The sequence below is a fragment of the Microcoleus sp. T3_D1 genome, from assembly GCF_036700405.1.
Lineage (GTDB): Bacteria > Cyanobacteriota > Cyanobacteriia > Cyanobacteriales > Microcoleaceae > Microcoleus.
Genome location: NZ_JAUBOV010000041.1, coordinates 36454 through 63095, shown reverse-complemented (window position 1 = coordinate 63095; position 26642 = coordinate 36454). Strand labels below are relative to the sequence as shown.

General features: G+C 46.7%; 28 protein-coding genes and 1 pseudogene. 17 read left to right on the top strand and 12 right to left on the bottom strand.

Annotated features, from left to right (window positions below):
* Positions 1-304: 304 nt before the first annotated feature.
* The gene (locus QT992_RS19285) at positions 305-2632 is read right to left on the bottom strand and encodes a S8 family serine peptidase (RefSeq protein ID WP_333339913.1); all 2328 of its coding nucleotides are present in this window, start codon (positions 2630-2632) and stop codon (positions 305-307) included.
* A gap of 286 nt (positions 2633-2918) precedes the next feature.
* Complete coding sequence (locus QT992_RS19280) at positions 2919-3602, bottom strand: hypothetical protein (RefSeq protein WP_333339916.1); 684 nt, start codon at positions 3600-3602, stop codon at positions 2919-2921.
* Positions 3603-3643: 41 nt separating this feature from the next.
* Here QT992_RS19280 and QT992_RS19275 point away from each other — a divergent pair, with 41 nt between their 5' ends.
* The 3 genes from QT992_RS19275 (at position 3644) to grxD (ending at position 5095) form a co-directional block, all read left to right on the top strand.
* Positions 3644-4267 carry a hypothetical protein gene (locus tag QT992_RS19275; protein ID WP_333315630.1) on the top strand — a complete coding sequence of 208 codons (624 nt, stop codon included), beginning with the start codon at positions 3644-3646 and terminating at the stop codon, positions 4265-4267.
* 42 nt (positions 4268-4309) lie between these two features.
* Positions 4310-4570, top strand: coding sequence for a BolA family transcriptional regulator (locus QT992_RS19270; RefSeq protein ID WP_333339920.1), 261 nt, complete (start codon positions 4310-4312; stop codon positions 4568-4570).
* A gap of 201 nt (positions 4571-4771) precedes the next feature.
* On the top strand, positions 4772-5095 hold the full coding sequence (gene grxD, locus QT992_RS19265) for a Grx4 family monothiol glutaredoxin (protein ID WP_333315633.1): 324 nt from the start codon (positions 4772-4774) through the stop codon (positions 5093-5095).
* A gap of 415 nt (positions 5096-5510) precedes the next feature.
* Here grxD and QT992_RS19260 read toward each other — a convergent pair whose 3' ends face one another.
* Entirely contained in the window at positions 5511-5765 is a 255-nt protein-coding gene (locus QT992_RS19260; RefSeq protein ID WP_333146016.1) for a DUF6761 family protein, read from the bottom strand.
* Between the two features lie 595 nt (positions 5766-6360).
* Between QT992_RS19260 and QT992_RS19255 the strand changes: the two genes are divergently transcribed.
* Entirely contained in the window at positions 6361-7092 is a 732-nt protein-coding gene (locus tag QT992_RS19255; protein ID WP_333315635.1) for a response regulator transcription factor, read from the top strand.
* 26 nt (positions 7093-7118) lie between these two features.
* On the opposite strand, the gene QT992_RS19250 is transcribed toward QT992_RS19255, so the two are convergent.
* Positions 7119-7469, bottom strand: coding sequence for a 4a-hydroxytetrahydrobiopterin dehydratase (locus tag QT992_RS19250; RefSeq protein WP_333339923.1), 351 nt, complete (start codon positions 7467-7469; stop codon positions 7119-7121).
* Positions 7470-7853: 384 nt separating this feature from the next.
* The gene (locus tag QT992_RS19245) at positions 7854-9221 is read right to left on the bottom strand and encodes an aldehyde dehydrogenase (RefSeq protein ID WP_333315639.1); all 1368 of its coding nucleotides are present in this window, start codon (positions 9219-9221) and stop codon (positions 7854-7856) included.
* 163 nt (positions 9222-9384) lie between these two features.
* Here QT992_RS19245 and QT992_RS19240 point away from each other — a divergent pair, with 163 nt between their 5' ends.
* Together QT992_RS19240 and QT992_RS19235 are read left to right on the top strand one after the other, a co-directional pair.
* Complete coding sequence (locus QT992_RS19240) at positions 9385-10305, top strand: glycine betaine ABC transporter substrate-binding protein (protein WP_333315640.1); 921 nt, start codon at positions 9385-9387, stop codon at positions 10303-10305.
* A gap of 164 nt (positions 10306-10469) precedes the next feature.
* The gene (locus QT992_RS19235; RefSeq protein WP_333315641.1) at positions 10470-10652 is read left to right on the top strand and encodes a hypothetical protein; all 183 of its coding nucleotides are present in this window, start codon (positions 10470-10472) and stop codon (positions 10650-10652) included.
* On the opposite strand, the gene QT992_RS19230 is transcribed toward QT992_RS19235, so the two are convergent.
* The 4 genes from QT992_RS19230 to QT992_RS19215 all read right to left on the bottom strand — a co-directional run bounded on the left by QT992_RS19230 (position 10653) and on the right by QT992_RS19215 (position 13789).
* Positions 10653-10877, bottom strand: a complete 225-nt coding sequence (locus QT992_RS19230) for a DUF4926 domain-containing protein (RefSeq protein WP_333315643.1) — start codon at positions 10875-10877, stop codon at positions 10653-10655.
* 16 nt (positions 10878-10893) lie between these two features.
* Positions 10894-11211 carry a DUF6883 domain-containing protein gene (locus QT992_RS19225; protein WP_333101993.1) on the bottom strand — a complete coding sequence of 106 codons (318 nt, stop codon included), beginning with the start codon at positions 11209-11211 and terminating at the stop codon, positions 10894-10896.
* Positions 11212-11226: 15 nt separating this feature from the next.
* Complete coding sequence (locus tag QT992_RS19220) at positions 11227-13500, bottom strand: bifunctional (p)ppGpp synthetase/guanosine-3',5'-bis(diphosphate) 3'-pyrophosphohydrolase (protein ID WP_333339928.1); 2274 nt, start codon at positions 13498-13500, stop codon at positions 11227-11229.
* An 88-nt stretch (positions 13501-13588) separates the two neighbouring features.
* Positions 13589-13789 (bottom strand): hypothetical protein, encoded by a 201-nt coding sequence (locus QT992_RS19215; RefSeq protein WP_333377544.1) that lies wholly within the window; start codon positions 13787-13789, stop codon positions 13589-13591.
* Between the two features lie 174 nt (positions 13790-13963).
* Here QT992_RS19215 and patD point away from each other — a divergent pair, with 174 nt between their 5' ends.
* From patD to QT992_RS19165, 10 genes and pseudogenes are all read left to right on the top strand, one after another.
* The gene (gene patD / locus QT992_RS19210; protein WP_333315647.1) at positions 13964-14362 is read left to right on the top strand and encodes a heterocyst frequency control protein PatD; all 399 of its coding nucleotides are present in this window, start codon (positions 13964-13966) and stop codon (positions 14360-14362) included.
* 45 nt (positions 14363-14407) lie between these two features.
* Complete coding sequence (locus QT992_RS19205; RefSeq protein WP_190657725.1) at positions 14408-14992, top strand: zf-TFIIB domain-containing protein; 585 nt, start codon at positions 14408-14410, stop codon at positions 14990-14992.
* Between the two features lie 363 nt (positions 14993-15355).
* Complete coding sequence (locus QT992_RS19200; protein ID WP_333315649.1) at positions 15356-17029, top strand: ABC transporter ATP-binding protein; 1674 nt, start codon at positions 15356-15358, stop codon at positions 17027-17029.
* Positions 17030-17146: 117 nt separating this feature from the next.
* Positions 17147-18220, top strand: a complete 1074-nt coding sequence (locus tag QT992_RS19195) for an RNA polymerase sigma factor, RpoD/SigA family (RefSeq protein ID WP_333315651.1) — start codon at positions 17147-17149, stop codon at positions 18218-18220.
* Between the two features lie 175 nt (positions 18221-18395).
* Entirely contained in the window at positions 18396-18881 is a 486-nt protein-coding gene (locus QT992_RS19190) for a GNAT family N-acetyltransferase (protein ID WP_333339933.1), read from the top strand.
* A gap of 9 nt (positions 18882-18890) precedes the next feature.
* On the top strand, positions 18891-19184 hold the full coding sequence (locus QT992_RS19185) for a hypothetical protein (protein ID WP_333339936.1): 294 nt from the start codon (positions 18891-18893) through the stop codon (positions 19182-19184).
* Positions 19185-19278: 94 nt separating this feature from the next.
* Complete coding sequence (locus QT992_RS19180; RefSeq protein WP_333038077.1) at positions 19279-19485, top strand: glycogen debranching protein; 207 nt, start codon at positions 19279-19281, stop codon at positions 19483-19485.
* Between the two features lie 374 nt (positions 19486-19859).
* Positions 19860-20855: an AEC family transporter gene (locus tag QT992_RS19175; protein ID WP_333339939.1), complete on the top strand. Its 996-nt coding sequence runs from the start codon at positions 19860-19862 to the stop codon at positions 20853-20855.
* 74 nt (positions 20856-20929) lie between these two features.
* A pseudogene (locus tag QT992_RS19170) lies at positions 20930-21262 on the top strand (Uma2 family endonuclease); the annotation flags it as partial.
* 72 nt (positions 21263-21334) lie between these two features.
* Positions 21335-21748, top strand: a complete 414-nt coding sequence (locus QT992_RS19165) for a nuclear transport factor 2 family protein (RefSeq protein WP_190657739.1) — start codon at positions 21335-21337, stop codon at positions 21746-21748.
* A gap of 362 nt (positions 21749-22110) precedes the next feature.
* Here the strand turns inward: QT992_RS19165 and QT992_RS19160 are convergent, their stop codons facing one another.
* From QT992_RS19160 to QT992_RS19150, 3 genes are all read right to left on the bottom strand, one after another.
* Positions 22111-22779 (bottom strand): 2OG-Fe dioxygenase family protein, encoded by a 669-nt coding sequence (locus tag QT992_RS19160; RefSeq protein ID WP_333377541.1) that lies wholly within the window; start codon positions 22777-22779, stop codon positions 22111-22113.
* A gap of 188 nt (positions 22780-22967) precedes the next feature.
* Positions 22968-23732, bottom strand: a complete 765-nt coding sequence (locus tag QT992_RS19155) for an aldolase/citrate lyase family protein (RefSeq protein ID WP_333377537.1) — start codon at positions 23730-23732, stop codon at positions 22968-22970.
* A gap of 91 nt (positions 23733-23823) precedes the next feature.
* Complete coding sequence (locus QT992_RS19150) at positions 23824-24336, bottom strand: hypothetical protein (RefSeq protein ID WP_333377534.1); 513 nt, start codon at positions 24334-24336, stop codon at positions 23824-23826.
* Positions 24337-24496: 160 nt separating this feature from the next.
* Here QT992_RS19150 and QT992_RS19145 point away from each other — a divergent pair, with 160 nt between their 5' ends.
* Positions 24497-26611, top strand: a complete 2115-nt coding sequence (locus QT992_RS19145) for an FAD-dependent oxidoreductase (RefSeq protein WP_333377531.1) — start codon at positions 24497-24499, stop codon at positions 26609-26611.
* The last annotated feature ends 31 nt before the right edge of the window (positions 26612-26642 follow it).

Below are 26642 nucleotides of genomic sequence, written 5' to 3'. Positions count from 1 at the left end.
ACACGGATACACGGATGGTTTGACTCGTCTGAGGTTTAGCTAATTGGCTAATTTGGCTATCCTCCGTGTATCCGTGTCGTACTGCTTGCTGCTTGTCCCCTCGCGGGGAATAGGTGGAGCGCTACACTGGTTTTGGCACACAGCACGACACGGATTTTGACACGGATACACGGATGGTTTGACTCGTCTGAGGTTTAGCTAATTGGCTAATTTGGCTATCCTCCGTGTATCCGTGTCGTACTGCTTGCTGCTTGTCCCCTCGCAGGGAATAGGACTGAAGTCCGATGCTGCGAACCGATCGCGATTAAACAATGTAAGGAGAATCGATCGCCTTTGCCCGATTAATCGCCACCAAAGTCTGGTAAATCAAAGCCGAAATCTCACCGCGGGTAATGTCCCGAAGCGGCGAAAGCCAATCGCGGGAAGGATAATTAACCACAATCTTCAAAGCAGTTGCTGTAGCGATCGCACTCAAAGCATAATTAGGAATTTGAGAGCGATCGCTGTAAACTTTCAAAGAATCAGGATTGCCGCCCTTAAGTTCCAAACCGTTAACCAAAGACACGATCGCGTCAGCCTTAGTCAAGTTCTGATTCGGGCCGAACTTCAACCCCGGAAACCCCGCCAAAAAGCCCCCCCGATTTGCTCGTTCGATCGCACTTCTCGCCCAAAAAGTAGCAGAAACATCAATAAAATTTGTAGCCGGCACCCTCGGAATCGGACTAAACGCACTCACCAACAGCGCCGCATATTGAGCACGGTTTAAACTGTCATCAGGCCTAAAAGAACCGTCAGGAAAACCGCTAACTATATTCGCCGCAGCCAAAGCTTCAATAAACTTCTGTGCCCAATGTCCAGAAATATCGCTGAACACCGCACCCCCGATATTCGGATTGCCGCCGCCCTTTCTCACCGCAGCTTGCACAGCTTTAAAAGCATTCACTTTCCCGTAACCAAACCAATCGCTGCGGCCGCTGTTAGGATCGTAATTTCCCATGCGATTGCCCAACTGGGGATCGGGATCGGGATCGACAATTTTCTCAGCAGTTTGTTCGAGAATTCCCCGCACTTCCCGCGCCGTCAAACGGGGGTTAGCCGAAAGTATCAACCCTGCAACCCCAGCGACTACTGGAGTGGCGCTGGAAGTACCGCCAAAAGTATCAGTATAGTCCCCCCAGTCGTAGCCCCGATCGCCCACTCGATCGGCAGTAAACACCCCCAAACCGGGCAAATACTGCGTCACCTCCGGCGGCGTGGCGATAAATCCGGTTTCTGGCAACCAAGTTCCCGGCGGCGCGTTGTTGCTGGGGGCGCACACCGAGATGCTGGTGCCCCAATTGCTGTAGGCTGCTTTTTGGTTGAGGGAAGTGGAAGCGCTGACGGCAATTACGTCTGGGTGTACGGCAAATCCTGCCAGCCATCTAGTTTGACCCTCCACGACGTTGTTGGGCCAGCCTTTCTCGTTCACAGTACCGTTGACTGGGCGGTTGGCATTGCCCGCTGCGAACAGAATAACGCAGCCTCTGCCGCCCCGCCCTTGGGTTGCTGCTTTGGTGATAACGGCACTCTGCCGCAGGGAAAGGGGATAGTAAACTGCAGCAGGCCCCCAACTGCAAGAAATGACGGCGGCACCTTTTTCGATCGCCCAATTAAATATTTTTTCGACAGAATTGTCATCGAGAAAACCACTGGTACGGATGGGCATCAAGGCGCATCCGGGGGCGACGCCGACAATGCCTTTGCCGTTTTCTTCAGCAACGGCGACGCCGGCACAACTTGTGCCGTGGTTGTCTGAGTCGGCGACTGGCATCGGGGAAGTGTCGCCCTCTTTTAAATCGATGGGTGAGACGATTTTGCCTTGGGCTTGAAAATCTGGGTGGGTGATGTCCACTGCATCGTCGGCGATCGCAATTACGATCGATCGAACTCCGCGAGTCATGTTCCAAGCTGGTTCTGCATAAATTTGAGCACCGCCGACAAGTTCGTTGCCGCCTTTGTTGTTGAGATACCACTGTTTGGGATAAAGCGGATCGCGGGGCGTATAATGCTGCTGCGTCTCTACTACAATGTTGGGTTCCGCTACCAGAACTTCTGGATATCTTGTCAGGCGGTTGGCAATTTTGACCGGGTTTTCTGTTGCTTGTTTTGTGACTTCGCAGACGAAAGTGTTGGGAATTCCTTCTACTGGCCGGACTATTTTTAAAGCTGCTGCATTGGCGATCGCATTTCGCGATTGTTCGTCTACTTGTTCGCCAAATTGAATGGTAATTTGGTCGGTTAAATAAAAGAATGTACTCGGATTGTTCGCGGGGCAATAGACGTGGCTGGCAAAAGCTACGGCATCGCTGGCGCGGGCTGCTTGCATTGCTGCTTCTAGGCGATCGGGTGAAACGAGATATTCTTCGAGATTGGTTTGGCCGACGCGACGGTTGAGTTTTGCCCCAGTTGTTGCAGCCCAATCGTTTGAGGCTGATGCTGTTGATGAGGGGCGGACTGTAAAGCGATCGTCCGCTTTTGACAGCAGCAATTCATCGCCGCCGCGCTGCAAAATCACTGCCAGACTTTCATCTGGGACTCCAATTCCTTGATAATTTTGGAGAGTGTCGGAGGTCGGTTTGCTTGGTTGTACCATCAGAAATGTTTTTGTTTAATTTTAATTCAGTCTTACTATATTCTCAAGAACAGGCAGGATGCCTGTTCCACAAAAACTGAATTTTCTTCTTGTGGGGAGTAGGGTTGGGCTTCTAGCCCGCCCGTAAAAGGCTTATTAACAATGATTCAGCAAGTCCCTCAAACTCACATCTTGCACCATTGTCAATAAGCCTTTTCTGAACAGGCAAGATGCCTGTTCCACAAAAGATAAATTTTCTTGTGGAACAGGCATCTTGCCTGTTCTTGAGAATGGTGCAACATCTCAGTCAAATAAACACACCAGGATTAATATTAAAAAATTCTCCCAGCGCCTTAGCTTGCGCCTTGCTAATCGCCCGTTTCCCATTAACAACCTCAGAGACTACTCCTTTGGAACCAATCACCCCCACTAAATCGGCTTGTTTGAGTTCGCGAACTTCCATGAGATGCAATAGAACATCCCGGGGAGTCACTTCTGGAATTGGGTAATATTTTGATTCGTATTCTTCGATCAAAAGCCCCCAGAGACTCAGTAAAGTTTCTTCTTCTAATGTTAATTCTTCCTTAGACATCAGAAAATCGACTTCTGCGAGGGCAAGATCATTATCTTCTTCGTTCAGGATTGGCTTAGGCTGAGATTTAGCCAGCAGTTGACCGTAAGCTGTTCTTTCAATTGCGATATTCATGGTTCGTTCGATTGTTGAATTAGATCGGGACTTACCCATCAAAACCATTGAAACCGGGTTTTCCACCATTTTTAAAGTCTCAAAGGCAGTATTTAGGTAAAAAAACCCGGTTTCTGCGTCCAAGACTAGATTGCCGGGATCAGTCCCATGCCCCGCCATTTCCTTGTTCAATCCAAAATCTAAAATCCAAAATCTAAAATCCAAAATCGATCGCACCCTTTGACATTTCAACAAATTTGGTTTACACTTAGCCGGTTGCGATCGCCAATGGTAAGATCGGCTCAAGCTAAATATTTTTTTAAAGCGCACAGGCGCAAAGTAATTTCATGGTATACTCTGGAACTGTTTGTTGGCTTCGCTCCACTGCCCGGATTACGATCGGGGCGATCGCAGCTTTTACCCTGTTGCAACCGCTCCAAGTCCAAGCACAACAACCTTCTGGGCCAGAGAACCAACCGCAAGTCGAACCCGCCGACGACCCCACAGACCCCAACAATCTTCGCCCTCTGACGCAAGACAGCAGCTTGCTAAGCGTCCCAGGAGGCCAGCGTTTGATGACAGAAGCCAGCAGTGCTATTTCCTCTCAGAATTACGCACTCGCTACTCAAAAGCTGCAAGAATCCCGCCAAATTTTCAATCAACTGTCCAACTTCTACCAACAACTGGGTAGCAGTTTTGCCGGAATTGACATCCGCTTGGCGGAAAGCCACCGCACAAAAGCTGTAGAAACGGCCCAAATGCGCGACGAAGCTACCTACCGGCTGGCGTTGGTACACCGGGCGCAAAATAAGCCCGAACTGGCTGTGCCCCTGCTGATTCAGATTATTCGATCGCAGCAGCCAACTCGCGACTTGGGCAAGAAAGCTTACCAGCAGTTACTGGAATTGGGTTTTGTGGATTCGCCCTTTCCCCGGCCGGCCAGCGCTCAACCGAGCTCATCGACAAAATAGTTCCACTAAAATCTAAATTACAGTCGTTTATCACAGAAACCAATGGTTACACCGTCTCAAGTAGCAGAAATGATTAAGGCAGGGTTGCCCGACGCTAAAATACAAGTTGACGATTTGACCGGTGGCGGTGACCACTACCAGGCGAGAGTCGTCTCTGCAGCCTTTGAAGGAAAAAGCCGAGTACAGCAGCACCAACTGGTCTACGCCGCTCTCAAACAGGCAATGGCTAGTGAAGCCATCCACGCTTTGGGCTTGGAAACCTTAACTCCCGCAGAATGGGAAGCGAAAAGTCAAGTTGCTTAATTGTTGAGCGGCAATTGGGTATCACAAGTTTGTGCTTGTGTCAAGAGTTGCTTGAAATACAACTGCTCCACTTACGCACAAAAACCACAAAAACCCGGTTTTTTTACCGGAATCTATGGCTGTAACGAAAGATTTTCGTAAAAAACGCGGTTTCTGCGTCAGTCAACGTTTAAAAATTTTCAAACAATATTAGGACCTACCATGAGTACAACAGCACATCAAAGAATTGACGAGTTGGTTAAGCAAAACAAAATCATGGTGTTTATGAAGGGCAATAAGTTAATGCCCCAGTGCGGTTTTTCTAATACTGTGGTGCAAATTCTCAATACTTTGGGAGTACCTTACGAAACTGTTGATGTTTTGGCAGACCAGGAAATTCGTCAAGGCGTTAAAGAGTATTCCAACTGGCCGACAATTCCTCAAGTTTATATCAACGGCGAGTTTATTGGTGGCTCGGATATTATGATCGAGATGTATCAAAAGGGCGAATTGCAACAAGTTGTAGAAGTGGCTTTGGCTTCTTAAATTAGAGAGAAAAAACATATCCCCGACTTCTTTAAGAAGTCGGGGAAATAACAGCAATTGCGTTTTACGTTGAATTAGGTTGATTTACTTAATTATTCGTTATAGCAATACTAAATCATTTGTGAATTTCTTACTCCCTCCCCGCAGGTTCGGGGAGGATTGGGGTGGGGTAAAAAATTTACGGCTCATTTAGGAGTGCTATACCAGGCTCTGCCAGGGAACGCCATGCGGTAGGCTCGGCATCGAATTTTTAGGCTCCCAAAGCGAGGCCGAGCCTCTGGACATCGGTTCCCTGGCAGAGCCACGGAACCCGTTACAATTTCCAATTCCCAATTCCCAATTTCCAATTCCCAATTCCCAATTCCCAATTCCCAATTCCCAAATCATCCAGGGTTTATCAAACCGAATTTGCTATTTAATAGTAGTCTGATTCAGCCTGTGTCTGTGTCTGTGGCATTGCAAAATTGGAAGGGTCGTGAATGTAACGCGCTGCTTCTTCCTCTAGTCTGTGAATCAGATAGGGTTCCAGACCGTTGGAATGCCGCAGGGCTGCTAAATAGCCGTCTAAGTAAAGCCGCAGGTCATCGAAGCGATAACCTCTATTCCACATTTCGACGAGGGCGTCGGTGAGTTTTTGGTAGTGCCGGATTGTTTGGGTGTCTTGTAGCATGGTATGAGTTTGAAATCCTTTGTGGTTTGTATAATGACGGCGGGATTTAGGAATGGCCTCGATTGATGCTGAGTGGCTCAGCTTGAAGCTATTTCTAAATAAAAGTTTTTACCCTGCTCAACAGGCTACCCTCCATAAAAAATTTCACTCGTTGCAATGCAGTTGCTCGACTTTTTGCGCGCACCTAGATTATTCGCTGTGCGTTTAAGGGAGTCGGGATGTGGCTGAATTTGACGGTCAAAGTGGCTGAGTGTTCCGGCTACCGAGCGAACGGTTGGAGGAATTCTAGTTTCACTTGCGCGATTTGTCAACCTCCTGGGATTGGGGGCTGGGTCGGGGGGATCGCTTTTAGCAGGCGGTTGGGGCATGGGGTCGATCGGCTTTACACTGTCTTATTTTCATTGTAAGCTTACCGCCAGAATGATTTCACCTTTCTGCAGGCTGACTCTGCCAAATTAACCCAATCTTTAAAATTCCTACCCTAGGTATGTCCGCTGCTTTAAACGCAGCTCATGCTTGAGTAGCGATGGTTACAAAAGCTTGACAAAAGCTCTGTTAACCTTGTAGCAATTAGTGATATGGGAAGCTCGCCTCTGTGGAATCTGCAAGTATTTCAATTGTTGAAGGGAATCCGCACCTGCGATCGCTCTTGGGCTGGCATCTACAGCAAGTCGGTCACTGGGTGCACCAGTCAGCGGATATCAGTCACGCTAGGGAAATATTTTTCAGCCGCCAGCCAACCCTAGTCATTCTGGATGCCCAATTGCCGGATGGGGACGGTTTGGAATTTTGCAACTGGCTACAACAGCAGCAGCAGTCGCTGATTTTGATGCTGTCGGCGCGGAATTCGGAATCGGATATTGTTGAGGGTTTGAAGGCGGGGGCAGACGATTACCTGACTAAACCCTTTGGGATGCAAGAGTTTATGGCCAGGGTGGAAGCTCTGATGCGCCGCAACCGCACGATGCTACCGCCGGCGACGCTGGAGTGCGGGCTGCTGAAAATTGATTTGGTGCAGCGCCGAGTGAGGTTGTACGACGAACATATTGAGCTGACTCCCCAGGAATTTAGCCTGCTGTACGTGCTAGCTCAAGCTGGAGGAGTGCCGCTGTCGCGATCGGATTTGCTGCGTCGGGCCTGGCCTGATGCTATTGATAACCCCCGGACGATCGACACTCACGTACTCTCTCTGCGTAAAAAAATCGAAATAGACCCGCGACAGCCGAGCCTGATTCAAACTGTACGGAATGTCGGCTACCGGCTGAATCTGGAGTTGTTGAATAATGCCAATCAACATTCACCAGTGCCCAGAGCGGTGCTTTCTTAGACTACGATCGGGCTATAAGTCGGATTTTATTTTGGGAATTGATTGGCGATCGCATCTGTTTTCGCAGCCATAATAAAGTCATTGCGATGCAGTCCAGAAATCTCGTGAGTCCACCAAGTAACGGTAACTTTCCCCCACTCGGTTAACAGTGCGGGGTGATGTCCTTCAGTTTCTGCTGCTTCGCCGACGCTGTTTGTAAAGGCGATCGCACTTTTGAAATCCGGGAATTCGTAGGTGCGTTCTATTTGGGTAATGCCATTTTTTTCGATCAAATTCCAGTCGGGAATTTGAGGTTTGAGTTGGACAATTTCGTAAGCTGTGACGCGCGGAGAGTTTGGGTGGCAGGCGGCACAGGGTTCTTTGGCTAAAGGTTCCATAAATTGCTTGTTAGCGAGAAGATGCTAAAAGATATTATAGACATTTCTAATGGGAATTATTTTGGATGGGCAACTGTCCTTTAGGAGGGACATCTTGCACCATTTTCAATCAGGTTTTTATGGGCCGGTAGGATGCCCAACCCTACTCCCCACAAGAAATTCACTCTTTGTGGAACAGGCATCTTGCCTGTTCTTGAGAATGGTGCAAGGCAGACATTGCGATCGAAATCGTTCCAAAAACAGATGAGCAATCATTTAAAATTTAGGGAAATAATCGTTCACCGTGGAATCGCTTAACCGATAATATCAGGAATGGGCGGGTTGATTTGGCTATCTCGGTGATATTGTAAACGTTGGCGAACCCGCCCCTCCAAGTGCGATCGCTCAACCGATAATTTTCTTAATCAAATCCAACTTACCCTTATAGGGAGCGTACCGCCATTTTAAGTCAAGTAAAAATGACTTTTGCAGCACGCTTTTTTGATGCGAAAAGGTGTCAAAACTTGCTTTGGCGTGATAGCTACCGATGCCGCTGTCGCCAACTCCGCCAAAAGGTAAATCTTTTACCCCCACTTGCATAACCGTGTCGTTGAGACAAACTCCCCCCGAAGAAGTTTCCCGCAAAACTCGCTCTTGTTTCTCTTTATTTTTGGAGAACAAATACAAAGCTAAAGGTTTGGGACGGGCGTTGATTTGGGCGATCGCCTCTCCGAAATCATCATACTCTAAAACTGGCAAAATCGGCCCAAAAATCTCATCTTGCATCACCGGCGAATCCCAGGAAACACGATCTAAAACCGTCGGTGCAATATATCTATCTTCCGGCTTAACTTCCCCACCGACGACAATTTCTCCATCTTTGATAAACCCACTCAAACGGTCTAATTGCCGCTGGTTAATAATCCGCGAATAGTCGGGACTTGTTTGCGGATCGTCGCCGTAAAATTCGTGAATTGCTGTTTTAATTGCTGTCATCAAAGCAGGTTTAACTTTTTTATCAACTAACAGGTAATCTGGAGCGATGCAAGTTTGTCCGGCATTGAGGAATTTGCCCCACGCAATGCGTTTTGCGGTGTATTCAACTTGAATATCTGAGTCTACAATGCAAGGACTTTTGCCACCTAATTCCAAGGTTACAGGTGTCAGGTGTTTAGCGGCAGCTTCCATGACAATTCGACCGATTTTAGTGCCTCCGGTAAAGAAGATGTGGTCGAATTTTTCGGCTAGTAATTGTTGGCTGATTTCGACTCCTCCTTCGACGGCGGCTACATAAGCGGGATCGAAGGTTTTGGATATCATGTCGGCGATAACTTCGGAGGTGTGCGAGGCGATTTCCGAAGGTTTGAGAAGTGCACAGTTGCCGGCGGCGATCGCCCCGACCAAAGGTGATATCATTAGCTGAAATGGGTAATTCCAAGGCCCGATGATTAAAACTACGCCCAAAGGTTCTGGGTAAATGCGGGCGGATGCTGGGAATTGATCGATCGAAGCAGGCACTTTTCTCGGCTTTACCCACGATTTGAGGTTTTTGAGGGCATAATTAACTTCGGCAATCGATGCGATTTCAAGATAAGCCTCGAATTCCGGCCGACCGAGGTCTGTCTTGACAGCATCGACTATTCGTGATTGATTAAGTTCGATCGCACTTTTCAGTTTTTTCAGTTGTTCAAGCCGAAAATCCACATCTTTCGTTTTCCCAGTCGCAAAAAATTGCCGCTGCTGCTGGATAATATCGCTGACGCTGATTACCATTTTTTGTCCTCCATGTCTATAAATAAATGTTACAACAGGAAAACGGAACTTGGGTAAAGTGCGATCGGTGTTAGAGCGCAGACTTCTTGAAGAAGTCTGCGCTCTGGGCTTTATGCTATAACTTATAAGGTATTAATTGTAGATGTTTAATTTGAGTTAAGTCATGAAAATATCTAAGAACGATTTTTTTTTCTATTCCTGCTGGCTGCTTTGCTTGCTTGCAGTAGCAGGATGTACCTCTAAGCCCGAAAAGCAAGTTGTCATCTGCTCGAAAGACTTTACCGAACAAGCCATTCTCGCAGAAATTTTAGCACAGCACATCGAAGCTAAAACAGATATCAAAGTAGAACGAGAACTGAATCTCGGAGGTTCGCTTTGCCATCAATCCCTAACAGCAGGTAAAATCGATTTGTACGTCGAATACACGGGGACTGCTTACGCCAACCTGCTCAAACAGAAACCGATTTCTGACCCCAAAAAAGTCCTCGCTTACCTCAAACAAGAATATCCCAAAAAGTTTAAAGCAGAATGGACGGAACCGCTGGGATTTAATAACAGTTTTGCGATTATTGTGCGGGGAGACGATGCCAAAAAACTCAATTTACAAACTCTCTCGCAACTTGGGAAAGCTGCACCTAACCTCCGGGCTGGTTTCGGCCCAGAATTTAACGAGAGAGAAGATGGATTTCCCGGATTGGCTAAAACTTACGGGATTAAGTTTCGAGAACAACCGAAGGAATTGCTGTTAGGATTGCTTTATCAAGCGCTGCAACAAAAAGAAGTAGATGTGATTGCTGGTAATACGACGGATGGTTTGATTCAAAGTTTAGGTTTAGTAGTTCTCAAAGATGACAAGAACTATTTCCCGCCCTACGAAGCAGTTCCGGTTGTGCGATCGCAAATTTTGGAGAAATACCCGGAATTGCGTCCAGTGTTCGCAGAATTGGGCGGGAAAATCTCCGAAGAAGATATGCGTAAACTAAACTATCAAGTTGACGGGAAACAGCAGGAAGCGGGACAAGTGGCGCGGGAGTTTTTGCAGCAAAAGTTAGGGGTTGCAAAGCCTGTCGCTCCTGCGAAATAAAGGGGTGCATTGTTCTGCCTGTTTGCTGAACCGTATTGTGGTTAGCTATACTATTAGTTATACTCATATAAATAAATGAAGGTATAAAGCTATGACAACTGTCAAAACTGCTATCTCATTGCCAGCATCTTTATTTGAACAAGCGGAAACAAAAGCTTTGCGAAATGCAAATTTCGCAGAGCTTTTTGATCGAAATAGCGCTTGAAGAATTTATCCGGCGTCGCGAAAATCAACAACTGTTAGAAAAAATTAATGCTGCTTGCGAAGCACCTCTCTCTGAAGAAGAACAAATTTTGCGTCGCAAGATGAGTCGCTCTCATCCCAGGCTGGTGGAAGGCGAAGGGTAATCAATATTTTCCAAGTTGCAAAACAGCAGCTTTTATTGCTTCTATCTGCGACTCGGCAACTTCAACCGTAATTTCTTCGACATTGAACCCCTCTAAGCTATAACCATCTTCTTCACCTTCAGGCATCTGGTAGTGCTCGACAATAGTTGCTGTATCACCTTTTTTTAGGCCATACTTAGGAATATCTTCTCGCAATGCTACCTGTGAAAACAGTTCAAATTTCATGGGGTTTAACCTCTTGTCAATCAGGAACTAATGTAACAAATCTGGTTTCGGATGGAGTAACTATCCAAACGGTTTTAACTTGTAAAATCGTACCGTTTGGACCTGTTAAACTGCCTTTAATCATGTACTTTTGACCGTATCTGGTGTTTTCCATTTGCTCCGCTTCCAGAGGAAGTATCTGGCTTCTTAAATCTCGATCGAGCTGTTGCCAGTTTTCTATGCTGTAACCACCTCGATCGAGAAACTGAGATTTGTCGTCTTTAGGAAGCCGGATTAATAAATAGTTGGTCAGCTTTGCTGAAGGAATAACCGAGTTAAGGCTGAGTTTGGCCATAGGAAGAATTTCCTGTTAATTCCCTTCACTCAGCCTCCGCAAATTCAAAATATCGCTCATCTTTTTAATTTGCATACAAGTGCGCTCGAACTGTTGTTTATCCTGGATATCCATGCACAAGTCAATTAATGCAGGCAATCCGGGATATGTTTTGACTTGAGCGCTGCGGACGTTTACTTGGTTGTCCTTCAAATGCGATAAAACATCGTTGAGAACTCCCACTCGATCGAGGGCTTCAATTTGAATGTTAACCGGATAAGTGTTGGGTCGAGATTCATTGCGGTTGCTGGAATTCCAACTCACAGGAACCAAGCGATCCCCAGGCACGTTCTCAACATTTGAACATCCTTGCCGGTGAATCGAAATTCCGCGAGTGCGAGTCACCACTCCAATAATTGATTCCCCAGGAATCGGACAGCAACAGCCAGATAAATGGTAGAGCAATCCCTCTACACCTGCGATCGGCGATTTGCTCGGAGACGAACTCGGTACTGGTTTCGGTGCCGTTGATGCAGGTATTAGCTGGGGCAATTCGTGGGTTCCTGCAGGAGCCGCTTCAATTTTTTGCTGCACTTTTACTAAATCTCGCAGTCGATTTACTACGAGATTTAGGGTGACTTCGCCGTAGCCCAAACCGGCGATTAAATCTTCGACGCTGTGGTAGTTGCAGCGCTGAGCCACCGATTGCATGGGCTCAGATTTCAGCAAAGATTCTAAGCCGTTTTTACCTAATTCTTTTTCCAGCAATTCCCGCCCGCGAGCGAGATTTTCATCTCGGTGCGATCGCTTCAACCACTGCCGAATTCGGTTTTTGGCTCCGTTTGTCTTGACAAAATTCAGCCAGTCGGAACTCGGATGACCATTTTTTTGGGTCAAGATTTCTACAATATCGCCGTTCTTTAAAACCTTGTCTAGTGTTACCATTCGCCCGTTTACTCTGGCACCTGTGCAGTGATTGCCAATTTCTGTGTGAATGCGGTAAGCAAAATCTACGGGAGTCGAGCCGCTATTGAGAGCAATCACGTCTCCGTTAGGAGTAAAAACGTAAATATCTTCGTCGAATAAGTTGTCCTTAATGCTTTGTAAATATTCGCGATCGTCTTTGAGGTCGCTTTGCCATTCTAGGAGTTGTCGCAGCCAAGTAAATTTTTCGTCATCGCCGGTGACTTTTGTGTTAGAACCGCCGGTTTCTTTGTATTTCCAGTGCGCGGCAATGCCGTATTCTGCAATGTGGTGCATTGCTACGGTGCGGATTTGCACTTCGATGGGGCGGCCGCTGGTTCCGATTACTCCGGTGTGCAAAGATTGGTAGCGGTTGGCTTTTGGTAAACCGATATAATCTTTAAAGCGGCCGGGAATCGGGCGGAAAGAATCGTGGACGATCGCCAAAGCCCGATAACAGTCATCATTGGTTTCTACTATGATCCGCACCGCCGCAATATCGTACACTTGCTTAAACCCTTTTTGGCGGCGCTGCATCTTCCCGTAAATCCCGTACAAATGTTTGGGACGGCCGCTAACTTCGTAGCATTTAATGCCTAAATTGTCAAGCCTTTCTCGCAAACTATCGGTGACTTCTGCGAGTTGAGTTTCTCGATCGGCCCGCTTCTCGGCCACCAATTCCTGAATTTCGCGGTAAGCTTCAGGTTCCAGGTATTTAAACGCTAAATCTTCCAATTCCCACTTAAAGCGACCGATACCCAAACGGTTTGCGAGGGGAGCAAAAATATCTCGGGTTTCTAGGGCAATACTGCGTTGCTTTTCTTCGGACAAATGCTCCAAAGTCCTCATGTTGTGCAGCCGATCGGCGAGTTTGACCACAATGACGCGAATATCTTTAGCCATTGCTAGGAACATTCGGCGGAAATTTTCCGCAAGGCGCTCTGTTTTGCTGGAAAAATTAAACTTAGAAAGCTTGGTGACACCTTCAACCAACTGTCGCACTTCCGCGCCGAACCGCTGTTCTATTTCTTCGAGAGTAATATCTGTATCTTCAACAATGTCGTGGAGGAAGCCCGCCGCAATCATGACGTTGTTGCCGCCCATATACCGCAGTATTCCAGCGACAGCTACCGGATGGCAAATGTAAGGTTCTCCCGATTTGCGGTATTGTCCTTGGTGCAAGTCGCGGGCAAATTCAAAGGCCCGACAAATTAAGCTGTCGTCCGTGGAACAATTCGGGTTAGCGCCCCCATCAGGCTCCGATCGAGCATTCAGGCATTCTTGCAGCCAATCGGGAACTACAGCAGGATCGATCGAAGGAGAGGGAGTCAGAGTGTTCGCGTTCATGGGGTACACCTTTAAAACTTAGAAATACAAATGGTTAAAAGCCGGTTTCCGGTTGAATTGCCGAAATTATGTGTTTAGCTATACTAAACTACTTGAATGCCACAATTTGCAATTCAAAAAAATAGTCGATTTTTCTCAAACTATACCTATCGAATTCCGAGTCGTCGCCCGTCGGAGGTAGGAAAATATAGTGACACCACTGCGGCGGCTGCAGTCTGTCGATCGGGGAAAATCGGGTAAAATAAGCATATTTTGGCGGTAGCAGTTGAGGTTGCGGGGGGATCGGCATTTACCGGCAACGCTAAACTACAAGCAGCAGCCAGAAGGGTAGAGTTAGGGCAGAAAATCAAAAAAAGTTCTCACAAAACAGGGAATAGCTCCAAAAACGCACAGCTTCCCTCCCTATGAGCAAACTTAAGTAAGTATCTACTTTGATTATAAATACAAATTTGTTTACAAAATCATGATATTGTCCGAAGACCGCCGCCAGTGCTACCAAGAATTACAGCAAGCGCTAGAACAACTACAAAGAACTGCTGCACAGGATAATCTGGATCGGGCCGCGCTGGCGATCGAATACAGAAAAGTGCAACAATTTTTCGGAAACCAAATTATGAGAGCCGAAAGCGATGAGTTAGACGCCTCAGAAACACCCCCAGAGCAGTCCTACTTGACGGAAATTCACAAGCAACTGCGGTTATTGGGGACAGATGTCACGTTTTTGCAAGCGTCGCGCCAGCCAGCGACAGCAAAGGCGAGGCAAACTGGGGCGATCGCGCGGCTTAACACGCTAATTGGCTACTGTGGCGCGCTGCTGCAAAAAAATTCTGGTTCTTCAGGGCCCGCCCAGATACAGAATTAATAATTGAATTAACAGGGAATTAATAAGGCAAGGAGAAATAAAGCGGTGGAATGTCCAAAATGTAAACATCCCAATTTAGAAGGCGGTACCTTAGCCGGCCGTATGTCCGTGCAGTGGTGTCCCAACTGTTACGGTATCTGGATTCCAGGCAGAGAATACGAAGCTTGGCAAAAAGAGCAAAGCCAGTGGTACAACAAATCCGAGAAGCCTGATGCGACAGGGACTCTCGGCATAGAATTCACCCCGTCTGTCTACGACAGCAAAGCAGCCCTGTGTCCCGAAGACGGTCACTATCTGTCGCGGGCGAAAGTTCCTTTCAGCAGAGTGCCCTTTTACATAGAGCGCTGTATGTTGTGCGGGGGCATTTGGTGCGATAACGGCGAGTGGGACATTCTCGAAAGTCTGGGATTCCACACCGAGATTGACAAGATGTTTTCTGCGAATTGGCAAGCTAAGGCCCGCGTGCAAGAACTAGCCTCTCGGGAACGTCAAGTGCTGACTGAGAAGCTGGGGCCGGATATCGCGGGATATGTATTGGAACTCGCGGAAGTTTTAGCAGACCATCCTCACGCAGATTGTGCCGCTACTTACATACTGCGGAGAGCTGAGTTGAAGCGAAAGGAAATTTAGTCAGTTGATGGTTGTCAGTTGTCAGTTGTTAGTTGTCAGTTGTCAGTTGTCAGTTATCAGTTGCTCGGTGAATGATGTACTAATAAAAGCTTTGTTTGTAGCTATTTTTATTTGTATTTACAAACAGCAGAGCAGTCTCTTGCCCATAACTAATAACTCTGAAACACTAAGAAGTAACAACTAACAGCCAGTATATTGACCATTAAATAACAAATAACAACTGACCACTGACCACTGACTACTGACCGAAAGCATCCAGGATACAAGCCCCCGAATTTATCTCGCGCAAGTTAATGCTTTAATTCTTTAATCTAAAATCCAAAATCTAAAATCTAAAATCGATTGACTAAGGACTAATGACTAATGACTAATGACTCTTCTCTATTTTCCGTTGACAATCTGCGAGTAGCTTATCCTCAGCGGCGGGGCCAATCCGGTTGGGCAGTAGACGGGGTTTCCCTGACGCTGAAACCGGGGGAAAAGCTCGGATTAGTTGGGGAGTCTGGGTGCGGTAAGTCAACTTTGGGAAGGGCGGCGATGCGGTTGCTGCCGGATTCAACGCTGATTGAGGGGCGAGTTAGTTTTGCGGGAGAGTCGGTGTTTGATATGAATGCTTCGCGGCTGAGACGGTTTCGGGGCGAAGCTGTAGCATTGATTTTTCAAGATCCGATGACTCGTCTCGATCCTTTGATGACTGTAGGAGAACATTGCATCGAGACTTTGCAAGCTCACAGGCCGAATTTGGATCGCAAGCAAGCTAAGAAACGGGCGATCGAAACTCTGGAAGCTGTGAAAATTCCCGCGTCTCGTTGGTCGCAATTTCCCCACGAATTTAGCGGCGGAATGCGGCAAAGAGTAGCAATTGCTTTGGCTCTTTTGCTCGATCCCAAATTAATTGTGGCGGACGAACCGACTACAAGTTTGGACGTAACTGTAGCTGCTCAGATTTTGCAGGAATTAACCAGACTTTGTGAGGAACGGGGAACGGCTATTTTGTTGATTTCTCACGATTTAGCGATGGTGGCTGAGTATTGCGATCGCATTGCGGTGATGTACGGCGGTAAAGTCGTAGAAACAGGGCCGGTGCAAAACGTTTTTGAAAAGCCGCAGCACGAATATACTCGATCGCTCCTCAAAGCAGCTTTGCACATTCAAGCCGATTCTGACAAAGGGTTAGCATTCGAGGAAATCAGGACTGAAGCCGTTACTGCAAACTCAACAAATGCGCCTCTTTTGACCGTAACGAATTTGCAGCAACACTACAGTTTAGAAAGCAATTTATTAGATCAGTTGTTTAGCCGGAATCGCCAGGTAATTAAAGCCGTAGACGGCGTTAGTTTAGAGCTACAACGGGGAGAAACCCTAGGGCTGGTGGGGGAGTCCGGCTGCGGCAAAAGTACCTTGTCACGCACGATTTTGCAGCTAATTACCGCGACGGGTGGCAAAGTGGAATTTCAAGGAATAGATATAACTGCCCTGAACCGCGATGCTGTGAGGAAGCACCGCCGCGAAATGCAAATGATCTTTCAAGACCCCCATGCTTGCCTGAATCCGATGATGACTGTCGGGCAAAGTATTGCTGACCCTTTGTTTATTCACAAATTAGCTAATGGCAGCGAAGCGAAAAAACAAGTAATCCAAATGTTAGAGCGGGTGGGTTTAAGTCCAGGGGAGGATTTCTTTCGTCGCTATCCGGGGGAATTGTCAGGAGGACAACAGCAGCGAGTTTCGATCGCCCGTGCTTTGATTACTCGGCCGCAACTGATAATTTGCGACGAACCTGTGAGTATGCTGGATGCCAGCGTGCAGACTCAAGTTTTAGAGCTGATGTTGGAGTTGAAGCAGGAATTTAATTTGACTTATCTGTTTATTACGCACGATTTGTGGGTGGCGAGATTTTTTTGCGATCGTATTGCGGTAATGAATGCTGGAAAAATTGTTGAAATCGGTAAGACTAGGGATATTTTTACTAATCCGCAGCACCCTTATACTCAGCAGTTGTTGCAGGCTGCTCCTTTACTAGCCCGAACTAATTGATTTGGGATTTGGGATTTCGGATTTGGGATTTCGGATTTGGGATTTCGGAAATTTCGGGTTAAATTGGTTAAAGTTAAGGGATACTTTTCAAATCCTTCCACCGACACCAAGCACGATATGGCAGAATCTGACCTAGGCAGTTTTGCGGTGGCACCCGAAGCCTCATTCGCGATCGCAGAAGATGAAGACACCGAGATCGATCGTCCGACGGTAACTCGATCGTCAGCATACAACAACTGGTCTGCCGACGATCCAGTGGGAGCTTTGTTCAAGGAAATGGCTCGGTATCCTCTACTGACAGCAGCCGAAGAAGTAGAGTTGGCGCGCCGCGTTCAAGAATTGGTAGCCCTGGAGAAACTAGAACAGCGTTTGCAGCAGGAATTGGACAGAGTGCCGACAAAAGCTGAACTCGCAGCGGCTTTGGGAGTGAGCGAAACTCAAATGCAACAGCTTCGCCACCAGTGTCAGTCGGCGAAACGGAAAATGATCAGCTCGAATTTGCGCTTGGTAGTTTCGATTGCCAAACGCTATCTTAATCGGGGCGTGCCTTTTCTCGATTTAATTCAGGAAGGAGCTTTGGGTTTGAATCGTGCAGCCGAAAAGTTCGATCCAGAGAAGGGTTACAAGTTTTCTACCTATGCCTATTGGTGGATTCGCCAAGGAATTACCCGGACAATTGCCAATCAAGGGCGGACGATTCGCTTGCCTGTTCACATTGTCGAACAGTTAAATAAACTCAAAAAAGTTTATCGAGATTTGAAGCGTTCTCTTCAACGCAATCCAACTGAAACTGAACTTGCTAGAGAAATGCAAGTTACTTGCGAACAGCTTCGCTACCTCCAGCAAGTACGTCGGCAATCTTTGTCTCTCAACCACCGCATCGGCTCAGAAGAAAGTTCGGAACTTTTGGATGTTCTCGAAGATAACGCGACGCAATCTCCCGAAGCTCAGATGAATGAGATGATGATGCGCCAAGATATTTTGGAGGTGTTGGACAGTATTTTGACTGAGCGGGAAAAAGAGATTGTTGCTATGCGTTACGGTTTGCTGACAGGCGAACCTTACACTTTAGAAGAGGTCAGCAGTTTGTTCAATTTGTCCCGCGAACGAGTCCGTCAAATTCAAAATAAGGCAATGCGAAAGCTGCGTCGCCCTCAAGTGACGGAACGATTGAAGGGCTGGTTGAAATAAACTAAAAAACCTTGAGTTTGCCTTTTGAAAAATCTTAAAATTATTGTGGGGGACACTCGGACGCGGCCGTAAATATGCTTGTTCAAGGTGGAAAAACTTAATTAAAAATTACAAATTAAAAATGTCTTGATGTGGTATTTTTAATTGTTGATTGTCGCGTACTACTTACTTATTTATGTCTTCTGAGGTAATCTTGCGCCCCGCTACCCGCGCCGACGTGCCGGTGCTGTTTGATTTGATTAAAGCTTTAGCTGAGTACGAAAAATTATCTCATGCCGTTACTGGCAATGCCGTTGATTTGGAGAATCATTTGTTTGGCGATCGACCTTTTGTTGAAGCTATTTTAGCCGAGTGCGAGGGTCGAGTTGTGGGCTGGGCGCTGTTTTTTTACAATTATTCTACTTTTTTGACTAAGCCGGGAATTTATTTAGAAGATTTGTTTGTGGTGCCTGAGTTTCGAGGGCGGGGAATTGGCAAGTCTTTGATAGTTTATTTAGCGCAGTTGACGGTTGAAAGGGGCTGCGGGCGTTTGGAATGGAGCGTTTTGGATTGGAATGAATTGGCGATCGGATTTTACAAGGGTATCGGTGCTGATGTGATGCCCGACTGGCGGATTTGCCGGCTTGCGGGCGAGTCTTTGGCAAATTTGGCATCGAAGTAATTAAGGCGTGTGGAACAGGCATCTTGCCTGTGTGTGGAACAGGCATCTTGCCTGTGTATGGCACAGGCATCTTGCCTGTGTGTGGAACAGGCATCTTGCCTGTGTGTGGAACAGGCATCTTGCCTGTATGTGAAACAGGCATCTTGCCTGTGTATGGAACAGGCATCTTGCCTGTGTGTGAAACAGGCATCTTGCCTGTGTATGGAACAGGCATCTTGCCTGTATGTGGAACAGGCATCTTGCCTGTGTGTGGAACAGGCATCTTGCCTGTGTGTGGAACAGGCATCTTGCCTGTTAAGCTAAAATGCCACACTCAGGTTAATTAATACCTACCTACTTAATTGACCAAAATATAGGAAAATTTAGATAAGAGTTAAGTTAATTGGGAGAGTAGATCGTGATTATTTGGGTAAACGAGCAAATCGATCCGTCGGGCATTCTTTATTCTTGCATTGCTTGTTGCGATGAGACTCAAGCGAAGGATTGCCACGAATCTTTTGAGAAGAATTTGACGGCAGAGCAAAAACAGCAGGGCTGGGTTGCTACCTTGCGGACTGTTAGTTCTTGGGATGAGGTGCCTGTTAATGCTTTGAAATTGAATTAATGAGTGCAAGTCATCAGCAGCTTTAGTCTCACCCTGTTTTTGTTCGATCGAAACGGCAGGAAAACGTTGGACATCAGTTCGGAAAAGGCAAAATAGCTCGATCGCACACTTGTGAAATTAACAGAAGTTTTCTGAAACAGAAGGCAAAAAGCTGCAAGTATTTGGGGCTGCCAGTCTGAGGATTGTGCCGTGGAAGGTGCGGGAATTTGGGCGGAAATTTTCGGGCCGGCAGTGCTGCGAACACGCTAGGACGAAAAAGCGTGCAAGTGCGATCCTCTTCGAGGGCTCCGCTAACGACTATTCGCATTTATTAAACTGATTTTAGCATTACTATTAATAGATAGAGGCATTTCCAATTGTCTAGTTAAATTTTTATGATTGAAACCTTATTTCACGCTTATACGCCTCTAGTTATCTGGACGGGCTTAGGACTGCTGCTGTTTCGGTACATCCCAGTTGATTTTCCCAAGCTGCTGAGCCACTTTCTTTTCTGGATTGGGATACCGCTGCAAATTCTAGTTTTAGCCCGTCAGAGCGATTTTTCGGGTGCTGTGGGATTCACGCCGGCGATCGCCATATTCGTGTTATTTCTGAGTACGAGTTGTGCTTGGCTGACTTGGGTATTATTGCGTAGGCTGAGTGCGGCCCACATCAAAAAGCCCTATTTTCAGGGCAAAAATTCTCTGGTAAATTTATTCTTAGTAAATTTTAATTCCCTGAAGCGATCGAGCCAAGGCAGTTTTCTCCTAGCTGCGATGTTAGGGAATACGGGCTTTGTGGGACTAGCAATCACCCCGTCTATCATCAGCACCGATAACAACAACTGGGCTGTCTTGTACAGCGTCACTAACAACGTTATTGGAACTTATTGTTTCGGTGTATTTATTGCTAGCTATTTCGGGAACTCCGAGCAAAAAAAACACTGGTGGACTCAGATCCGGGACGTGCTGACAGTTCCCGCCCTGTGGGCTTTTTTGATTGGTTTTTATACTAGAAACATCCCCCTGCCCGAAACAGTGGAATCGGGATTGCAGACTGCTGTTTGGGTGGTAATTGCTAGTGCTTTGCTGCTGGTTGGCATCCGGCTGAGGTCTATTAAGAAATGGGAAAGTTTTGAACTGGCGTTAATCCCGTCGCTGTTAAAAGTGGTAATTGTGCCGGTACTGATCGGATTGGGTGCTAGTTATTTCGGATTGAGCGGCGATCCGAGGTTTGTGTTGGTGTTGATGTCGGGAACGCCCACAGCTCTTTCGGTGCTGATTTTAGCAGAAGTCTACGAGCTCGATCGCGATTTGTTAGCTAGCAGCATCGCCATCACTTCTGTCGGGTTGCTGTTGATGCTTCCGCTGTGGTTAGCTGGGTTTAGTTAATATTAGCTAAAGTTTCAAATCAGATTGCTATTAAATTTAGCATTACAATGAACAATAACTGCACGGAAAAGACGATGAACGAGCCAATAACTGCTACAGGTCTGCCTCCTGCATTCCCCGACCATACCCAATTGCCAGACGAAGACGGTACATTTGTGAAAAATTTTCAGGAGCATCCTCAGAGCATCATTCTGACAGATTCGATCGGGCCGGTTGTAGAGCGACTGCATCCAGAGGGACAATATGCGATCGGGCAAGATTGCGGCATTTACTGGCGAGAAACTGACCCGCCAGAGCGAGGTGCAGAAGCACCGGATTGGTTTTACGTGCCGAATGTACCCGCAACACTTGACGGTTTTCGCCGTTCTTATGTACTTTGGCGGGAACACATGGCTCCGTTCATTGCTAAAGTCGCAAAACTCTCTCTGTAGCGCTCGCATCCCGCACCTGATATTTTATAATTACAAAAAACCAAGCTGATGGAAACTAAACCACCTCTACCGCCCTTTACGTTGGAAACGGCTAAAGCCAAAGTTCAAGCTGCTGAAGATGCCTGGAATACCCGCGATCCAGAACGAGTAGCCTTAGCTTATACGGAAGATTCTCAGTGGCGAAACCGTGCCGAATTCTTCAGCGGACGGGAAGAAATCAAGGCTTTTTTAAGACGAAAATGGGCAAAGGAACTAGATTACCGTTTAAAGAAAGAACTGTGGAGTTTTACAGACAATCGGATTTCTGTTCGATTTGAGTATGAGTGGCACGATGATTCTGGGTACTGGTATCGGGCCTATGGTAATGAACAGTGGGAATTTGCCGAAAATGGGTTAATGCGAAGACGTGAAGCTAGCATTAATGATGTTCCCATTCAAGAGTCTGAACGGAAGTTTCGATAAGATTTATCTGTGAGTTGCTAGACCCATAAACCTGGTTTTTTAGGAAAATAGGCAGGTTTGTAGTCAGGAGTTGAGTCATGATTGACTAAACGCCCGAAAGACGAATAAAGTCCTCACTACGAACGAAAGGTTTGTAGTAAGGACTTGAGTCATGATTAGAACTCTTGCAAAAATACAAAGCACCCCACCCCAACCCTGCTCTTTAATCAGGGAAAGAAGCAAGATTATTCTTGTTTCCCCCCTTAATAAGGGGGGACTAAGGGGGGTGAATTTGACTTTTGCAAGAACTCTATTGATTAAACGCCAGAGAGAGGAGTAAAGTCCTCACTACGAACGAAAGACGCGCAATTGCTCAACTCTCCTCAATCGGTAAGCAAACTCGGAGAAGTCAGCACAAAGACATCCCTGGTTCCCACCCCTTCAGATTCCGGTTTAATCGGCGTAGTAAAGTGGAAAAACTCGTGGTCGTTAACTAACAGCAATTCTCCCGGATGCAGAATTTTATTAAAAACAGGCTTCTCTCTTTTAGCCAAGTACAAATGCGTTTCCCCGCCTACAATATTAGTTCTGTCCACCGAGAAAATCCCGATAAAGTCAGTACCGTCTTGGTGAATGCCTTCCGGTGCGGGGTTGCCAAAATTGTTTGGCGAACAAGTCGTCCTGATTTGATGGATGCCGATTTCAGCTTCGGGGTGAATTTTGCAGGAATCGAAAAAAGCAAAAATCATCTGTTTGAAATTATCGAGGGCGATTAGTCGATCGTCCAATTCGGCAAATTCCCGTCTGATATCACCCACTAGCGGATTGTATGTTTTGCTTTGATACAAATAACCGTGAGGTAACTTAACTAACTCATTTCCGTTGACTGCAAACCGCGATAATCTTCTCGAACGATACTTACCTTTCACATACGGATCGACAGGCATATCGTCAAAAAAATCCTTGAAACCTTCTAGCTTAATCGAGTTTACTTTTTTGAAAGTAAACATAAAAGCATAGTCCAAATGAATGGATTCTAATACCGTTTTCATAGATTTTTCTCCATGAAGCCTTGCTCCCCTCCCTAATTTTGCCTTGAGGAGGTGTATGCTTCTACTCTAGCGCAGGTTTTTTGGATGTGTCGTAAAAGACACTACAAAAATTGCAAAGATATCGTAAAGCTTGCAAGATGAATCCGGGGGCTTGTTCTTCTTTTAATCCAAAATCCAAAATCTAAAATCTAAAATCGATTGACTGCTTTCACCAGCGACTGACAGGCGCGCAGGAAAACGGCAACATCGACCCCAAGTGCAACGTACTGAACGCCAGCATCAATCCACTGCTGGGCGATTTCGGGGTTTTCGGCAAAAGTACCGGCGGCTTTGCCTGCTTTGCGGATGGTTTGCACTGCCTCCTGCATCATGTCGATGACGCGGGGATCGCGGACTTGGCCGGGAATGCCGATCGACTGTGACAAATCGTAAGGCCCCAGAAAAATCACGTCCACCTCTGGCACAGTAACAATTTCCGCCAGGTTGTCGATGCCGCCTTTGCCTTCGACATGAATCACAACTAAGGATTCTTCGTTGAGTTTGTCGGTAATATTTGTACCTGCGGCGGTGTAAAGTCCCGCCCGCGTAGCGAAGGAAAGGCCTCGCGTGCCCAGAGGACTGTATTTAGCGCTTTTGACAGCGGTTTCGGCATCAATTTTGCTTTCAATTTGAGGTACTTGAACGCCTGCACTGCCGATGTCGAGAGCTCGTTGAATTTGTGGCCCATCGTTTTTGCGGACGCGAATAATCGGTGCAATTCCAGTGCAGTCGGCGGCGCGACACAAATCTTCAGCAGCAAGCGGGTTCAGGGGCCCGTGTTCCATATCGATAACGGCGAAATCAAATCCAGCGTGACCGCATATTTCTATGAATGCCGGATAAGCGCAGTTCATAAATAAACCGAGGACTGTTTCGCCTTTTTTAATTTTTTGTTTGAGTTGGTTTGTACGCATAATTTTGGAGTTTTTTTTGACCGCAGATGAATGCCGATGAACCCAGATTATTTTTAATAATACAACTAAAATATTGCGGTTACAAATTACTTTAGGTTAAGAGAATCGCTAAAAATTTGGTAGCTGCTTTTGCTTCTATCTTAAAGGGAATCAAGCACAAAAGCCAGCCCAAAGTAAACATTCCTAAGATTGGTAAAAATATGGCTCCCACGGAGGGTTCTACTAACCAAGCAAATAAAGCAAACATTCCGATACTGCCAGTTGTCCACAGCCAAAGAATCAGAAATCCTATAACTGTTTTATGTAAACTCATCCTAATTTTGATGGAACAACCGAATTGTTGAGTATGTATATCTCCTTGTATAATTGGGAACAATAAATGTCTCCCGATGATGATGCGATTAATTTTGAAGGTTTTGCCATAAATCGTTCCTTCATAGGGTTTCGCAGGTGGCGGCCCAAAGGGTATAATAATTCTAAAAACTTTGGGAGGAGTAACAACTTCGTCCAACCTGCGTAAAACTTCCGAATAAGTTAAACTGGTGGTAATTGTTAAACTCTCAAAAGGAATCAATGACCTAAAAATTTTGACGATTTTGAGCATAAGGTAGATCCGGCTGTTCAATAGTTGTTGCTGGTATTAATGCCTCTTCTCTAAAAAAGTTTTCCCTGACAACACCACGAAATACCAGTATACTGCAAAATAAACATTTAGATGGGATGAGTGTTTTTCCCTGATGTCAAAATTAATTCCACAATCTCCGATGAAACTTCGACAGTATCTATTTTTGCTCAAAGGTCGATCGATCCTTAGCCTCACCCTCGGCATAATTTCCGCGATTGGGAACATTTCGCCAGTATTTGCCGCACCTCCGCGTAATCCAGACAGTGCAGAAACTTGCGACATTCTAGTAGCAGGCGGCGGGCTTGCAGGCGCTGCTACCGCTTACGAAGGTTTGCTGGCGGGGCGCACAGTTTGCCTTACTGAAATTACTGACTGGGTAGGCGGTCAAATTTCCTCCCAGGGAACTTCCGCACTCGATGAAAGAGATACTCAGCGATCGCTCTTATTTTACCCCCGTGGCTACCTAGAATTGCGGGAGCGGATCGAGGAACATTACGGCCGGCTAAATCCCGGAGGGTGTTGGGTTAGCTATTCGTGTTTCATGCCCTACGACGGTCACAAAATTCTATTTAACATCTTGCAGGATGCCGCTAGAAAAGGCAAAGGCACGCTGAAATGGTTTCCCAATACAGTTATTAAAGAACTAGCAATTACTCCTGCTGTGGCGGGGAATACGGTTGGCGGTCAACAAATTAAAAGTGCGATCGCCATTCAACACAAACCCGCCGCCAACACCCCGCCAATCAACACCGAAACTCTTTCTCAGACTATCGAAGATGCCTATCGCTACGAAAATTCTCCGCGATTTAACAAAACTATTATTCAGTTTATTCCTAAAGCATCTGGAACCCCCTCTAACCCCAGAAGCGGAGGGAATTCCACAAGTTCCTCCCCTTCTGGCAGTAGGGGGGGTGCTGATTGGTACGTTGTAGATGCCACTGAAACAGGGGAATTGATCGGACTTGCGGATGTTCCTTACCGCCTCGGAATTGACCCGCGTTCCCCTCTCGAACCTTCCTCAGCCAGCCCCACCGGCGACCCTTACTGCACTCAAGGTTTTACCTACACCTTTGCGATGGAGGCAACGAAGGAACCGCAGCAGCATCAAGTGCCGTCTTTTTATCAACAATACGCTCCTTACTACAGCTACGAATTGCAGAGATTGGCGAGCTTTCCTTTAGTTTTCAGCTACCGCCAAATCAGGAGCATGAGACCGGATCAAAAGCGACCTTCAGACCCGAAGCAATTCCCTATTTATCCGGGGGATATTTCGATGCAAAACTGGACTTGGGGCAATGACTATCGTCCCGGAAATTCTCAAGATAATTTAATTTACACTCGCGAGCAGTTGCAAGAGTCCGGTCAACTGCAATCCGGGGGATGGATGGGCGGTTTGCGAACGGAAACTTTGCGAAGAGGAGAGGAAAATGCCAAAGGATTTTTCTACTGGTTGGTAACAGGAACTACTGACTCGCAGCTAGGAGATGGAGTGAAAAAGCCTAATCCAAATAATCGTTTTTTGAGCGGGTTGGATGCGCCGATGGGGACGGTGCACGGACTTTCTAAATATCCTTATATGCGGGAGGGCCGGCGCATTATTGGGCGGCCGAGTTTCAATCAGCCTCAAGGTTTTACGGTGTGGGAAGTTGATATGTCTCGCACTGACTTTACGGCGGATTTTTACCGCCAGAATTTGTCGGAGGAAGAGTATCGGAAGTTGTGGTTAGCTGTGGGTGGTTTGAATGCGCCGGCTTTGGCTGTGGGAAGTCAATCTGTTGAGGATACAAAATCGCGATCGCGCGCTACGATTTATCCTGATTCTGTGGGTATCGGTCATTATGCGATCGACTTTCACCCCTGCATGACTAACAGTCCCCCGGAAGCACCGGGAAATACCGAACGGGAAGGCACTCGCAAAGGTCAAGGGCAAGCTTATCCCTTCCAAATTCCGCTGCGGGCAATGATTCCTCAGAAAATTGACAATATGTTAGTGGCGGGTAAAAGTATTGCTGTTAGTCACACAGCGGCCGCTGCTTATCGAGTGCATTCTTTTGAATGGTCTGCCGGTGCGGCGGCGGGAGTTACGGCTGCTTTTTCCCTAGAAAAGGGGATTCTCCCTTATGAATTAGTGGACGAATTGCCGTCTCGCGAGCCAAACTTGGAAGTGTTGCAGTTGCGGTTGCAACAAAATGCTAATCCGATCGCCTTTCCAGGTACTTCTATCTTCAATAGTTCGTGGCAAAATTGGAAATAATCGCAGTTGGTAATCTGTAGATCGGGCATCC

What these genes read in the sequence shown, in the direction of transcription:
- QT992_RS19285 (WP_333339913.1), bottom strand. Translation starts at nt 2,632, where the DNA reads ATGGTACAACCAAGCAAACCGACCTCCGACACTCTCCAAAATTATCAA.
- QT992_RS19275 (WP_333315630.1), top strand. Translation starts at nt 3,644, where the DNA reads ATGGTATACTCTGGAACTGTTTGTTGGCTTCGCTCCACTGCCCGGATT.
- QT992_RS19270 (WP_333339920.1), top strand. Translation starts at nt 4,310, where the DNA reads ATGGTTACACCGTCTCAAGTAGCAGAAATGATTAAGGCAGGGTTGCCC.
- grxD (WP_333315633.1), top strand. Translation starts at nt 4,772, where the DNA reads ATGAGTACAACAGCACATCAAAGAATTGACGAGTTGGTTAAGCAAAAC.
- QT992_RS19260 (WP_333146016.1), bottom strand. Translation starts at nt 5,765, where the DNA reads ATGCTACAAGACACCCAAACAATCCGGCACTACCAAAAACTCACCGAC.
- QT992_RS19250 (WP_333339923.1), bottom strand. Translation starts at nt 7,469, where the DNA reads ATGGAACCTTTAGCCAAAGAACCCTGTGCCGCCTGCCACCCAAACTCT.
- QT992_RS19245 (WP_333315639.1), bottom strand. Translation starts at nt 9,221, where the DNA reads ATGGTAATCAGCGTCAGCGATATTATCCAGCAGCAGCGGCAATTTTTT.
- QT992_RS19240 (WP_333315640.1), top strand. Translation starts at nt 9,385, where the DNA reads ATGAAAATATCTAAGAACGATTTTTTTTTCTATTCCTGCTGGCTGCTT.
- QT992_RS19235 (WP_333315641.1), top strand. Translation starts at nt 10,470, where the DNA reads ATGCAAATTTCGCAGAGCTTTTTGATCGAAATAGCGCTTGAAGAATTT.
- QT992_RS19230 (WP_333315643.1), bottom strand. Translation starts at nt 10,877, where the DNA reads ATGAAATTTGAACTGTTTTCACAGGTAGCATTGCGAGAAGATATTCCT.
- QT992_RS19225 (WP_333101993.1), bottom strand. Translation starts at nt 11,211, where the DNA reads ATGGCCAAACTCAGCCTTAACTCGGTTATTCCTTCAGCAAAGCTGACC.
- QT992_RS19220 (WP_333339928.1), bottom strand. Translation starts at nt 13,500, where the DNA reads ATGAACGCGAACACTCTGACTCCCTCTCCTTCGATCGATCCTGCTGTA.
- QT992_RS19215 (WP_333377544.1), bottom strand. Translation starts at nt 13,789, where the DNA reads ATGCCGATCCCCCCGCAACCTCAACTGCTACCGCCAAAATATGCTTAT.
- patD (WP_333315647.1), top strand. Translation starts at nt 13,964, where the DNA reads ATGATATTGTCCGAAGACCGCCGCCAGTGCTACCAAGAATTACAGCAA.
- QT992_RS19200 (WP_333315649.1), top strand. Translation starts at nt 15,356, where the DNA reads ATGACTAATGACTCTTCTCTATTTTCCGTTGACAATCTGCGAGTAGCT.
- QT992_RS19195 (WP_333315651.1), top strand. Translation starts at nt 17,147, where the DNA reads ATGGCAGAATCTGACCTAGGCAGTTTTGCGGTGGCACCCGAAGCCTCA.
- QT992_RS19190 (WP_333339933.1), top strand. Translation starts at nt 18,396, where the DNA reads ATGTCTTCTGAGGTAATCTTGCGCCCCGCTACCCGCGCCGACGTGCCG.
- QT992_RS19175 (WP_333339939.1), top strand. Translation starts at nt 19,860, where the DNA reads ATGATTGAAACCTTATTTCACGCTTATACGCCTCTAGTTATCTGGACG.
- QT992_RS19165 (WP_190657739.1), top strand. Translation starts at nt 21,335, where the DNA reads ATGGAAACTAAACCACCTCTACCGCCCTTTACGTTGGAAACGGCTAAA.
- QT992_RS19160 (WP_333377541.1), bottom strand. Translation starts at nt 22,779, where the DNA reads ATGAAAACGGTATTAGAATCCATTCATTTGGACTATGCTTTTATGTTT.
- QT992_RS19155 (WP_333377537.1), bottom strand. Translation starts at nt 23,732, where the DNA reads ATGCGTACAAACCAACTCAAACAAAAAATTAAAAAAGGCGAAACAGTC.
- QT992_RS19150 (WP_333377534.1), bottom strand. Translation starts at nt 24,336, where the DNA reads ATGCTCAAAATCGTCAAAATTTTTAGGTCATTGATTCCTTTTGAGAGT.
- QT992_RS19145 (WP_333377531.1), top strand. Translation starts at nt 24,497, where the DNA reads ATGAAACTTCGACAGTATCTATTTTTGCTCAAAGGTCGATCGATCCTT.